The 12875-nt window shown below is 33.0% G+C and carries 12 protein-coding genes; 10 read left to right on the forward strand and 2 right to left on the reverse strand.

Annotated elements, in window-relative coordinates:
* The first annotated feature begins 39 nt into the window (after positions 1–39).
* Together P2W65_RS08950 and P2W65_RS08955 are read left to right on the forward strand one after the other, a co-directional pair.
* Positions 40–2310: a TonB-dependent receptor plug domain-containing protein gene (locus tag P2W65_RS08950; protein WP_289665001.1), complete on the forward strand. Its 2271-nt coding sequence runs from the start codon at positions 40–42 to the stop codon at positions 2308–2310.
* Between the two features lie 5 nt (positions 2311–2315).
* Entirely contained in the window at positions 2316–3170 is an 855-nt protein-coding gene (locus P2W65_RS08955; RefSeq protein ID WP_289665003.1) for a DUF4249 domain-containing protein, read from the forward strand.
* Positions 3171–3225: 55 nt separating this feature from the next.
* Here P2W65_RS08955 and P2W65_RS08960 read toward each other — a convergent pair whose 3' ends face one another.
* Positions 3226–4557 (reverse strand): hypothetical protein, encoded by a 1332-nt coding sequence (locus P2W65_RS08960; RefSeq protein WP_289665004.1) that lies wholly within the window; start codon positions 4555–4557, stop codon positions 3226–3228.
* Positions 4558–4764: 207 nt separating this feature from the next.
* Between P2W65_RS08960 and P2W65_RS08965 the strand changes: the two genes are divergently transcribed.
* The 7 genes from P2W65_RS08965 (at position 4765) to P2W65_RS08995 (ending at position 11181) form a co-directional block, all read left to right on the forward strand.
* On the forward strand, positions 4765–5529 hold the full coding sequence (locus P2W65_RS08965) for an alpha/beta fold hydrolase (RefSeq protein WP_289665005.1): 765 nt from the start codon (positions 4765–4767) through the stop codon (positions 5527–5529).
* A gap of 54 nt (positions 5530–5583) precedes the next feature.
* Complete coding sequence (locus P2W65_RS08970; protein WP_091492426.1) at positions 5584–5928, forward strand: phage holin family protein; 345 nt, start codon at positions 5584–5586, stop codon at positions 5926–5928.
* A 114-nt stretch (positions 5929–6042) separates the two neighbouring features.
* Positions 6043–7365, forward strand: a complete 1323-nt coding sequence (locus P2W65_RS08975) for a trigger factor (protein ID WP_179001537.1) — start codon at positions 6043–6045, stop codon at positions 7363–7365.
* Positions 7366–7683: 318 nt separating this feature from the next.
* Entirely contained in the window at positions 7684–8358 is a 675-nt protein-coding gene (gene clpP / locus P2W65_RS08980) for an ATP-dependent Clp endopeptidase proteolytic subunit ClpP (protein ID WP_289665006.1), read from the forward strand.
* A 179-nt stretch (positions 8359–8537) separates the two neighbouring features.
* A complete protein-coding gene (clpX, locus tag P2W65_RS08985; protein WP_289665007.1) occupies positions 8538–9770 on the forward strand; it encodes an ATP-dependent Clp protease ATP-binding subunit ClpX in 1233 nt (410 codons plus the stop codon).
* A gap of 159 nt (positions 9771–9929) precedes the next feature.
* Positions 9930–10529: a hypothetical protein gene (locus P2W65_RS08990; RefSeq protein WP_289665009.1), complete on the forward strand. Its 600-nt coding sequence runs from the start codon at positions 9930–9932 to the stop codon at positions 10527–10529.
* The gene (locus tag P2W65_RS08995) at positions 10519–11181 is read left to right on the forward strand and encodes a murein L,D-transpeptidase catalytic domain-containing protein (protein WP_289665010.1); all 663 of its coding nucleotides are present in this window, start codon (positions 10519–10521) and stop codon (positions 11179–11181) included. Before P2W65_RS08990 ends, P2W65_RS08995 begins: the two co-directional genes overlap by 11 nt.
* A gap of 154 nt (positions 11182–11335) precedes the next feature.
* Here P2W65_RS08995 and P2W65_RS09000 read toward each other — a convergent pair whose 3' ends face one another.
* Positions 11336–12301 carry a GlxA family transcriptional regulator gene (locus P2W65_RS09000; RefSeq protein ID WP_289665012.1) on the reverse strand — a complete coding sequence of 322 codons (966 nt, stop codon included), beginning with the start codon at positions 12299–12301 and terminating at the stop codon, positions 11336–11338.
* Between the two features lie 141 nt (positions 12302–12442).
* Here P2W65_RS09000 and P2W65_RS09005 point away from each other — a divergent pair, with 141 nt between their 5' ends.
* Positions 12443–12853, forward strand: coding sequence for a VOC family protein (locus P2W65_RS09005; protein WP_289665013.1), 411 nt, complete (start codon positions 12443–12445; stop codon positions 12851–12853).
* The last annotated feature ends 22 nt before the right edge of the window (positions 12854–12875 follow it).

The raw sequence follows: 12875 nt of genomic DNA on the forward strand, positions 1-12875 counted from the left end.
ATAATTGTTTATTTTCGCACTTTTCTTATTAAAATTTAAGTGTCGAAATCTGCTATTCTCTTTTTTTTATTCTGTTTTTCTAACATTTTTGCCCAGCCAGATGTAAGGATAACAGGAACGATAATATCTTCTGATAACCAAAAGCTCGCTGGAGTAAATGTCTCTTTAGAGATTAATAAAAAACAGTTTTATGCAGTTGCTGATAGCTTAGGACGCTTCTCAGAGATTATTTCTTCGGGAAATTTGATAATCAGAGTTAATCATTTAGATTTTTTACCAAAAACAATTTACTGTAATGTCATAAAAGACACCGTAATTTCGATTCTTTTAGAAAAGAATGTCGCGCAATTAAAGGAAGTAATTGTTCCAAATGATAAAAAAAGTGGCATCAAAACTTTATCAGCAGGAAAGCTTTCTCTTAATTTGAAAGAATTAAATGCTGTGCCAACAGTTTTAGGAACTACAGATGTCATCAAATTACTGCAGCTGATGCCGGGAGTTCAAAATTCAGGAGATGCAAATGGGTATTTGTATGTTCGCGGAGGCGATCCTGGACATAATGCAATTCTGTATGATGAAGCACCTATTTATGGGATGTCTCACCTGTTGGGAATTTTTCCTTTTTACAATACAGATCATATTAAAGATGTAGAATTTGATAAATCGAGTTCCAATCCAAAATATGGAGGACGTTTAAGTGCTACTACACTTTTAAATACGAATAAAAAAATACCATCCGAGTTTTCACTTCAGGGGAATGCGGGTATTTTGGCTTCACAGTTAACTTTGTCGGTTCCGCTTACAGATAAAACGGGATTATATGTTTCTGGAAGAAAAACATATATTGATGAAGTTATGGGGCCGTTATTAAAATCAGGTTCGAACAACGACGTCCAAAATATGAAATATGGTTTTTCTGATGCCAATTTTACTTTTTTATCTCAGATTTCTAAGAAAAATTTATTTTCATTAAATGCCTTTGTAAGTGGAGACGAACTCAAAATAAAGGATGGGAATCTAGCATTGAAAACCAATTTAAAGTGGAGCAATTTTACTGTTTCTCCATCTTTAAATACTATCTTTTCTCCTAAAGTAAGTATGTCGAATTCTTTTTACTTTAGTCAATATTCAAATGAATTGAATATGGAGCAGGCAACAATTGAATTTGGAGTTTCTTCGTATGTGAAAGATTTTGGTTTTACAAATGCTGTCAAATTTTCGATTAAAAACATTCCCTTTGAGTCTGGAGTACAATACGTTTATCATGATTTACAGCCTCAAAAAGTCAATGTAGAAAATCTGACTACAGTCGATAATTATTCGCAAAGAACAATTTCTGCAAATGAAGCCGCAGTTTTTGTGAGTGCCAATCCTAAATTATTTGAAAAAGTTACAGCTGATTTAGGGCTCAGAATGAATTATTATACTTCGGGATCGGATTCTTATTTGCATTTTCAGCCTCGCATGGTTTTGAATTATGCTGCAAATGAAAACTACTCATTTTATGCTTCTTACAATAGACAGTATCAGTATTTAAGTTTAATCACGACTTCAAGCGTTGGTATTCCGACTGATTTTTGGATTGCTAGTTCTGATGGAATAAAACCGCAATCTTCTAATGAATTTTCTATAGGTTCAAACCAAAACATTACTAGGAATTTTTCGTCTTCTTTTGGAGGTTTTTATCGTTCGATGAAAAATCTGCTCGAATATCCGTATGGAATAACCCAATTCAATGAAATCACAACACTTAAAAATGATTTATATGGTGGAAAAGGAAAAGCTTACGGATTTGAAGTGATGCTGAAAAAAAGCAGCGGAAAATTTAGCGGTTGGCTGAGTTATACTTTAAGCTGGTCTGATCGCAATTTTGATGAACTCAACAACGGGAAAACTTATTTCGCAAAATATGATAGAAGACATAATCTTTCTGTAGTTGGAATGTACGATTTAAATGCAAAATGGAATTTTGGTATAACTCAAATATTTGGTTCTGGAAATCGATTCACAATGCCGACTTCTTGGTATTTCATCAATAATAATCCAGTAAAAGAATATTCAGGATATAATAATGCACAGATGCCAAATTATATTAGAACAGATCTTTCTGCAAATTACTATTTCGTGAAAACTTCGAAGAAAGAAAGTGCATTAAATTTTTCGATCTACAATACATTTAACATTTCAAATCCTATTTATGTGGTTTTAGATGTAGAAGTAAGCGAAAACAAGGACAAAGTTGTCGTAAAACAAGAAGAGAAAGTATTGTACAGAATTCTTCCTTCTGTAAGTTGGCGATTTAAATTTTAAGAAAAATGAAAAAGTATCTATTGTTTCTTTTCGGTTTAACTATAATGAGCTGTTCTAATGATAATTTTAGTGAGCAAAAAAAACTTGAGTCTAAAATAGTGGTCGAAGGCTGGATTGAAGAAGGTGATTTTGCGAATGTTTTATTGTCGAGCAGTATTCCGGTAACAGATGTTATTGATTCTACTAATGTTTTAAATCATGTAATTAGATCTGCGAAAATTACAGTTTCAGATGGTGTAAATTCAGAAGTTCTAAGAGTAAAAAATGATAAAAATAGAATTCCGCCTTTTGTGTATTTTGGATCAACACTAAAGGGAGAAGCAGGAAAGGAATATTCTATTAAAATTGAATATCTCGATCGCGTTATCGAAGCAGTAACTTTGATTCCGAAATCGGTGCCTTTAAAAAGTGCCGAATATATAAAGAAGAATGCAACCGATACAACGGGTTATATTTTTGTGAAATTCGACGATCCTGTAAATGAAAAAAACTATTATCAAATAGCTACAAAGATTGATGGAGAAGAACCGATTTTTGTTCCTTCATTTTATGGGAATTTAGACGATAAAAATTTCGAGAGTCCTTCCGTTTCTGTGCAGATAAATAGAGGTGTTTTATTGTTTCCCAAAACAAAATTCACGCCTTATTTCGCAGATGGAGATTTGATTCATGTAAAATTGAGAACCCAAACTAAAGAAGCACTAGATTTCTGGAACAGCTGGCAGAATGAAATTGTAAACAGCAAAAATCCGATTTATCCATCCAACACCAGTTTAAAATCAAATATAAAAGGAGGAATTGGTATTTGGGCAGGATATGGTCAGAGTACTATAATTGTGAGAACGCCGCCAAAAAAATAAAGCCGATTTGAAATATTTCAAATCGGCTTTAGATTCTCAAAAAAAATAATAACGATTATTTTTCAAAAGCTTTAATGAAATCTTCAAATTTAGCTTCAAATTTCTCAAATCCTTCAGAGAAATAAGCTCCCATTTCAGCTTCTGTATTGTCATTGAATTTTAGGTAATAAACTTCATAATAGTAATTTGCTATTATTTCTGGAGCAGAATTGTCGTATGTCCAATATCCACCGTTATTATTATTGCTGTCAATAACCCATTTATAATTAAGACTGTAGCTATACTCTTTTTCAGAACGTAAAACGATGTCTGCAATTTTAGTTCCGTCTTTTTTAGAAACTAAAATCAATTTAGAGTTTTTGTTGAAATTTGCAGCTTTTCCTTCTGACACTTTTAGATTATAAATATTACTGTTTGTATAATAATCTTTATTGTGTTCTACTTTTAGTAATGATTTTTCTAAAGCAATGTCATCAGCTGCAGCTGTAGCTAAATCCATGTCAGCAATAATAACAAAGTTGTCCATTAATTTAAATAAACCATTTGCTTTTCCTCTGTATTGAACAAGTTTGGCGTCTTCAATTAATTTGTCAATTTCAGTATTACTTCCAGCGTTAAAATCAATAAGAGTTTTTCCATTGTAAGTAAGGACTGCTTTTGCATTGTTTGTAGCAGCTTTTAAACTGCTCATTTCCCAAGTATAACCATCGTTTAAGGTCATTTTGTATGCAAACTCAGTTGGAATTTCTTTTCCATTAGCATATTTTGCAGTTTGAGTAAATGTAGCAGATTCTTTATTATCAATTGTTAAAACTGCATCAGATGAAGTTGGAAGGAAGATAGAGTCATAAATACGAACATCTCCATTAGCGCTGTTAGCCCATCCGTCAAATTTTTTCACTTTGATATCAGAAGAAACTCCTTTTGAAGATAAAACTGCGTTGTTTGCTGTTTGAGATTTTTTAGCAGGGAAAACAAACTTTAATTCTGTTGTAGAGGCAGTTTTAGCCCAAGTTTGACTTGTGTTGTTCCATGTGTAAACTCCATAAACACCAGAAATGTTTAAAATGTCTTCTACTTCATTATTGTTTTTTCCAGCGAAAATATCAATTTGATCAACGTTTAGTAATCTTGATAAATTTTCTAAAGCTTCAATTGCGCTTGAACTTTTTGTCTTGTCTAATTGAGTTAACATCTCATTAGCTTCAGCTTCCAATTTTGTTTTTTGCTGTGCAGGAGTAAGACTTGAGTAAGGTTTTTTTAGTAATTCGGCAATTTGTTCTTCAACAGTTTGTTCTGTTTCTGGTTTGTCGTTGCTTTCGTCACTAGAACATGAAGTCATAAGTTGTGAAGCAACCAGTGATAACAAAATGAATTTTTTAATCATGATTTTTTGTTGATTTAAATGAATTAGTCGGTTAAATTTTATGGTGCGAAGGTAATTTCTTTAATTCTAAAAGCATTACGGGAAACCGTACTGTTGTAGACTTTTTTTTATTAATTTTTTCAAAACAATATGTATGGAGAATATATTCTGTTACAGATTAATAGATAAGTTTTTTACATTTGTAGTAGAATTTAAAAGGAAAATTTAATGTTATATTCAAAAATAGAAGGCGAAGGAAAACCTTTTGTCATCATGCACGGATTTCTTGGAATGTCGGATAACTGGAAAACTTTAGCGGGCCAATATGTGGAGGCTGGATTTCAGGTTCATATTTTAGATTTAAGAAATCACGGGCGCAGTTTTCATTCAGACGAATGGAGTTACGAAGCCATGGTTCAGGATGTCTACGAATACTGTCAGGCAAATCATTTGACCAGAATTGATATTCTCGGTCATTCGATGGGAGGAAAAGTAGCCATGCTTTTTGCAACAACACACCCAGAGATAGTAGATAAATTAATTGTAGCCGATATTGGGCCAAGATTTTACAAACAGCATCATCAGGAAATTTTAGCGGGATTAAATGCTGTCGACTTTTCGGTAAAACCAAGCCGAAATGATGTTGAAGAAATACTGTCGCAATATGTTCCGGATTTTGGAACACGTCAGTTTTTATTGAAAAACCTATATTGGAAAGAACCTGGACAATTGGCTTTCCGATTTTATTTAAATGCCTTCAATAATAATTTGGATGCCATTGGAAAACCTCTTCCTGATGATTTGGTTTTTAATAATCCAACCTTATTTATTCGAGGAGGAAATTCGGGCTATATTCAAGATTCAGATTTAGATGGAATTCGTCAACATTTCCCCAATTTAAAATTAGAAACCATTCCAAACGCAGGGCATTGGTTGCATGCAGAAAACCCAAAAATGTTCTTTGAACTGACAACCGAGTTTTTAAAAGAATAACCGAATTTGATAAAATTTTTAGTACTTTTAAATAAATTTAAAACCTGAATAATTATGAAATTATTACTTAGACTCCTTGTTACTGCTGCCCTTGTTTTGTTGTTGTCTAACATTTTGACCGGAGTGCATGTGGCGAGTTTCGGTACAGCTGTAATTGTTGCAGTAGTTTTAGGATTGCTGAATGTTTTTATAAAACCAATTTTGGTTGTTTTAACACTGCCAGTAACAGTTGTTACACTGGGTTTATTTTTGCTGGTCATCAATGCGGTAATTATTTTGTTGTCTACTAAGATTGTGGGCGGTTTTGCGGTCGATTCGTTCTGGACAGCATTAATTTTCAGTATTATTTTGTCTCTTCTTCAATCTATTACTTATAAAATACTGGGAGACGATAAATAATAACAAATACAGCAGATTAAAACTGCTTCAAATACAATAGATTAAAAACTTGGTTGGGTTGCAAAAATTTTATAATTTTGCAACCCAATTTTATTATGTAAATTAAAGAAGAAGATGGATATTAAAAGAGTAGCAATAGACGCTGTTAACGAGACAATTGTGATGAACGTTGTTCACATGGATTATAAAGGTCAAGTAGCAAAAAGAATTAACGAAAAAATGCCTTTAGCGCAAGTAAAAGGATTTAGAAAAGGCGCTGTGCCTAAAGATCTTGTTGAAAAACAATACGGAAAAGCTATTAAGCAAGAAGAGATCAAAAAAGTAGTTGATTTGGCTTTAGAGCGTTATATTCAATCTGAAAGATTAAATCTTTTAGGAACTCCTCTTGCTAAAGTAAACGAAGATTTTAACTGGGATGCTGAAGAGTTAACTTTCGAATACGAAATTGGTTTAGTGCCAAACTTTGAAATTGATCTTGAAGCTAAAAATAATATCGTAAAATATATCGTTACTGCTGACGATAAATTAATCGACGGACAAGTGGAGCGTATCCAAAAACAATTTGGAAAAGCAGTTCCTCAGGAAGTATCTGATGCAAAATCTGACTTAACTGGAACTTTCTCTAGCGAAGCAAACGGAATCAATAATACAACTACAATTGCTGTAGATGCATTCAGCAAAAAAGCTCAAAAACAATTCACAGGTAAAAAAGTTGGAGATGTTGTTACAGTAAGCACAAAAGGTTTATTCGAAGACGATCACCAATTAATGGATTACCTAAAAGTAGGTCACGAAGGTGTTCACGGTTTAGATGTTGAAGTAAACTTTACTATCGAAGCAATCAATGGTTCTGAGCCAGCTGAATTAAACCAAGAATTATTTGATAAACTTTTTGGAGAAGGAAAAGTGGCTTCTTTAGAAGATTTAAAAGCTAAAATTAAAGAAGATGCTGAAGCGCAATTTGCACAGCAAGCAGACCAAAAATTATTATTAGACGTTCAAGATTTCTTGATTGAAAACACAAAATTCGATTTACCAGCAGAATTCCTTAAAAAATGGTTGCAAACTGTTGGAGAGAAAAAACTTTCTGCTGAAGAAGCTGAAGTGGAATACGCAAGATCTGAAAAAGGTTTACGTTTCCAATTGATCGAAGGAAAAGCAATGGCTCAAAGTAACATTCAAATTACATTTGAAGATTTGAAATCATTTACTTCAGGTGCAATCAGACAGCAAATGGCTCAATTTGGTCAAACAAACCCAACTGACGAAGAAGTAGAAGGAATCGTGGCTAGAGTTTTATCTAATCAAGAAGAAGTGAAAAGACTTTCTGAGCAAGTTGTAGCGGCTAAATTGTTAGATTTATTCAAAGAAAAAGCAAACCCAACAACTAAAGAGGTTACTTACGAAGAATTTATTGCTGCGTCTTACGGAGAATAATTTCTAGAGATACATTATATATTGGAGCGTCAGGATTTTTTTCCTGACGCTCTTTTGTTTTAATTAATTTTTGATTACTTTTCAGAAGCTAATCCAGCTATTCGTTACAAGTTTTTTTACGGCTGCCTTTTTTTGTAAGATAAAAAAAGAGCTTCCGTTGGTCGCTTTTTTTTTACCAACAAAAAATAGTTGCCATTTCAAAAAGCTTTCCACTGCTATCTGGGCTAGAAATAAGACAAATTGACATCCTTTAGAAAGAGGTACAACCTTTGATGAAGAATATTTATATTAAATAAAATAAACTTAGAACAGATACATATGAACTACGGTAAAGAATTCAAAAAATTTGCTACAAAGCACCAAGGAGTAAACGCAATGTATTACGATAAAATCGTAGCTGCAATGACACCAACAAACATGACTCCATATATTATCGAAGAGCGTCAGTTGAATATTTCTCAATTAGATGTGTTCTCAAGATTAATGATGGACAGAATTATCTTTTTAGGAACAGGTATCGATGATCAAATCGCTAATATCGTTCAGGCACAATTATTATTTTTAGAAAGTGCTGATGCTTCAAAAGATATCCAAATTTACTTAAACTCTCCAGGAGGAAGCGTTTATGCAGGTTTAGGAATTTATGATACGATGCAGTACATCAAACCAGACGTAGCGACAATCTGTACAGGAATGGCGGCTTCTATGGGAGCAGTTTTATTATGTGCTGGTGCTGCAGGAAAACGTTCTGCATTACCTCACTCAAGAGTAATGATTCACCAGCCATCTGGAGGAGCACAAGGTGTTGCAACAGATATGGAAATCAACTTACGTGAAATGTTGAAATTGAAAGATGAATTATACCACATCATTTCACAACATTCAGGACAAACTTTTGATAAAGTACACAAAGACAGTGAGCGTGATTACTGGATGAAAGCTGACGAAGCTAAAGAATACGGAATGATCGACGAAGTATTGAGAAGAAGTTAAAAAAAAGTTTCAGGTTTCAGGTTTCAAGTTCCAATAGTTAACTTGAAACCTGAAACAAAATAAAACTTGAAACAAAAAAAATAAAGGTTTAAGCTGCAAAGAATTAAGTTTTTAAGTTTTAATTAAAATAAAAAGCTTAGAAACTTAGTATCTTTGCAACTTAGTAACTTAAATAAAGAATGGCAAAAGTAGTATTAGAATGTTCGTTTTGTGGAAGAAAGAAGCCAGAAACTAATTTATTGATTGCTGGTATCAATGCACACATTTGTGATAAATGTATTGAACAAGCACACGGAATTGTATTAGAAGAATTAAAATCTAGCGGAAGCGCGAAACATATTGGCGACTTAATTTTAAAGAAACCAAAAGAAATTAGAGCTTTCTTAGATCAATATGTCATTGGTCAAGACCAAACCAAAAAAGTAATGTCGGTTGCGGTTTACAATCATTACAAACGTTTAATGCAACAGCAATTAGACGATGAAGTAGAGATCGAAAAAAGTAACATCATCATGGTTGGTCAAACGGGAACAGGAAAAACATTGGTAGCAAAAACAATTGCAAAAATGTTAGACGTTCCTTTGGCTATTGTTGATGCAACGGTGTTAACAGAAGCTGGATATGTTGGAGAAGATGTTGAAAGTATTTTAACTCGTCTACTTCAAGCTGCCGATTATGATGTAGCTAAAGCTGAAAGAGGAATCGTATTTATTGATGAAATTGATAAAATTGCTCGTAAAAGTGACAATCCATCGATAACACGTGACGTTTCTGGAGAAGGTGTGCAGCAAGCTTTATTGAAATTATTAGAAGGAACTGTTGTTAACGTACCGCCAAAAGGAGGACGTAAACACCCAGACCAAAAATTTGTTGAAGTAAATACGCAGAATATATTATTTATTGCTGGAGGAGCTTTTGATGGAGTAGAACGTATTATTTCAAAACGTTTAAACCGTCAGGCAGTTGGTTATTCAACTTCTAAAAATGTGGATAATATTGATAAAGACAATTTACTGCAATATATCATTCCAAAAGATATTAAAGACTTTGGATTGATTCCGGAAATTATTGGTCGTCTGCCAGTTTTAACACACATGGATCCTTTGGATAAAGAAACACTTCGTGCTATTTTAACACAGCCTAAAAATGCACTGGTAAAACAATACCAGAAATTGTTTTTAATGGATGATGTTGAGTTTACGATTACAGAAGAAGCTTTAGATTTTATTGTAGACAAAGCTTTAGAATATAAATTAGGTGCTCGTGGATTGCGTTCTTTGTGCGAAGCTATCTTAACAGATGCCATGTATGAACTGCCAACATCAGATGATACAACGTTGACAATCGACAAAGAATACGCAGAACATACTTTAAGTAAAAACTTATTGAAGCGTATGGAAATTGCTTCTTAAAAACTATATTTCGCTTTGTCAAAGTTCTAAACTTTGACAAAGTTTACATCTAAAAACCTGTTCATTTATCTGAGCAGGTTTTTTTGTGTAAAATTTCAAGTAATATTTTTCTTTCTTTGTTTTAAAAAGATACATTTGATTGTTCATTCAAAGCAATATATGATAACCGAAGTTTTAAAAAATATAGCTTATTTATATTATCCTAAAAATATATGCCCTTGGACTCAAAAAGAGCAATATCTAGAAACTGTGGAGTATAAAAGGTTAGAAGCATTAATAAATCTTTTTGATTCTGATGATAATCAGAAAATAAGAAATAGTATTAAAGAAGAATTTGATAAAGACCTAGTTTTAAAGGATTTTCAGGATTTTTCGAGGCTAGATTGGCAAGATAGATGTTATACATTTTCTTTAAGTATTGTTGAAGGAGGCGAGCTGTGTTCTATTACTGTGCATTTAAGTATCTTGGTTCCGTATTATGTAATTTATACTATAATTCATAAGAACCAAATGATTATTCAGAAATCAAGAATTGAAGAATTAGAAAAGGAAAATGTAGATCCGAGAAAAATGAAGGATTTGGTTTTGGAAATAGAAAATGTAGTTGAAAAGAAGTTATTATACTCGAAATTTCCTAAATCAATATTGAATAATAAATTCGAAGATATAAGTTTTCAAGATTCTTACTTAGGTGAATTTAACATGTTTAATGCCTTTTTTAATAATCAAGCTATTTATCAAAATGAAAATGATAATTAAGAATTGTTTAGTTTTTCCGATACTATTTTCTGTTTTAGGGTTTTCTTGTAATAAAGAAAATAAAAAAGCAATAGTATCTGAAAGCAATCAAAAAATAGAAACAGTAACAGAAAAGAAACCTCGAGTCGAAGTCAACTATAGCAATTATTATAAAGAAGCACAACAATACTGCAAAACAAACAATCTCAATCAAAACAAATTTATATTGATTGATTTAGGACTGCATTCTGGATTAAAACGCTTTTTTGTTTACGATTTTAAAAAGAAAGAAGTTTCAAAATCCTATTTAGTAAGTCATGGCTGTGGCGATAATCAATGGGGAAGGACTTCTTCAAAAGAGAAACCGCAAATAAGTAACGAATTTGATTCGCATTGTTCTTCGGTTGGGAAATATGTGATTTTGGATCGAGGTGTAAGTCAGTGGGGAATCAAAGTGAATTATATTTTGCAGGGAAAAGACAAAACCAATTCCAATGCCCGAAGCCGTGCCATCGTTTTACATTCTTGGGAAGCTGTTTCGAATAGTGAAGTTTATCCCGAAGGAACACCAGAAGGCTGGGGCTGTCCAGCAGTTTCCAACGAAAGCATGAAAGAAATTGACGAGCTTTTGAAAACAAATAAAAAAGTTTTAATGTGGGTTATTAAGTCCTAGTCTTTGGTTCTTCTGAAAAATCAAAGCTGCTCAATAGCCCTGATCGAAACGGCATCCTTTTGTTGTCTCGTTTTTTTCTAACGAGACAACAGAAGATATAGTGGAGAGCAGGAATAACGGTTCTTTTGAAAACGAATCGATCTGCTCCTGAAAATTACTGCACTCTAAATTTCTCTCGATATTCAATAGGTTTCATACCGACCATTTTAAAAAATACTTTTCTAAAAGCTTTTGGATCGTTGTAACCCGTTTTTTCGATAATTTCTGAAATTGAAAGCTGTGTCTGTTCCAGGTATTTTTTAGAGCTTTCGACTCTTATATTCTGTAGATATTCAATTGGCGGAATTCCCGTAACTTGTTTAAAACGACGAGTCATGTTTCTGGCACTGGTTGGAATATCTTTGGTAATTTCTTCCAGTTTTTCGATAGTGTGATACTGACTTTCTATTTTTTGCTGTAACATGGCCACCAAAGTGTCATTGTGCAAATGATTGGGTCTAAAAGTGCTGAAATAACTCTGTTTGTAACGATTTAAATCGATAGAAAATATCTTGGCAATTTTGACGGCCATTTCGTTACCACAAAATTTCTGAATCAAAAGAATCAATAAATGAAAAGTTGAGGTTGAACCACCGCTTGTGTATAGACTACCGTCGGCAGTTAAGGTTTCGTCTGGTTTGAGTTTTACCATTGGAAATGCTTTTGTAAAAGCACTGCAGGCATCGACGTGCGTAGTTGCCAGTTTTTCGTTTAATAAACCAGAAGCGGCAAACAAAAATGCTCCTGTACAAAAACTTGCTAATTCTGCTCCAGCTCGATGCTGTTTTTGCAACCATGGAATGAAGTTTCGGTTCTTCTTTATCATTTCGCTCATATTGTCGGTTGTAAAGGCTGGAATCAAAATGAGGTCTAAGCTAATGTCTGAAGTTTCAATAGAATGGCTTTCGTATCCAAATAAATTTCCCTGATCGGGTTGCTCTTTGGATTGAAAAATCATGATTTCGAATGGTTTTTCGGCTGCGGGACTCAATTTGTTTGCTGTTTCAAATACTTCCAAGATGGCTGCAATGCTTAGCAATTTATAGTCGTGAGGTACGATTAATCCTAGTTTATTGCTCATGATTTGTGTGGTTTTTAGAAATTAGCTTGGAGACAAAAATACGTATTTTGTCTCAAATGCCCCTAAAAATGACTTTTATTGACATTTTAAACTAATCTTAAAAAATTAAATTTGTTTTAATTAATTCGTAATTTTATAAAGATGAAAACAAAAATCTTCTTAAATCTTGCCGTAAAAGATTTAAACAAGGCAGTAGCTTTTTATAATGAACTTGGTTTTCCGACCAATCGACAATTCACAAATGAAAAGGGAGCTTGCATTGTTATTGACGAAAATATATTTGTAATGCTTTTGGTAGAGGAGTTTTATAAAACTTTTACCAAGAAGGAACTTTGTGATCCTACAAAATCCAGTGAAGCTCTTGTTGCTATTTCTGTAGATTCACGTGAACAGGTAGATGCAATGATGGAGAAAGCAATTAAAGCGGGTGGAACAGATTATATGCAGTCGCAAGATTATGGATGGATGTATCAAAAAACATTTTTGGATATAGACGGACATCATTGGGAAGTCTTTTATATGGATGAAAGTCAGATTCCAAATGAGATGTAGAAAATAAATAAGAGTAAACGAT

The sequence above is a fragment of the Flavobacterium panacagri genome, assembly GCF_030378165.1.
Taxonomy (GTDB): domain Bacteria; phylum Bacteroidota; class Bacteroidia; order Flavobacteriales; family Flavobacteriaceae; genus Flavobacterium; species Flavobacterium panacagri.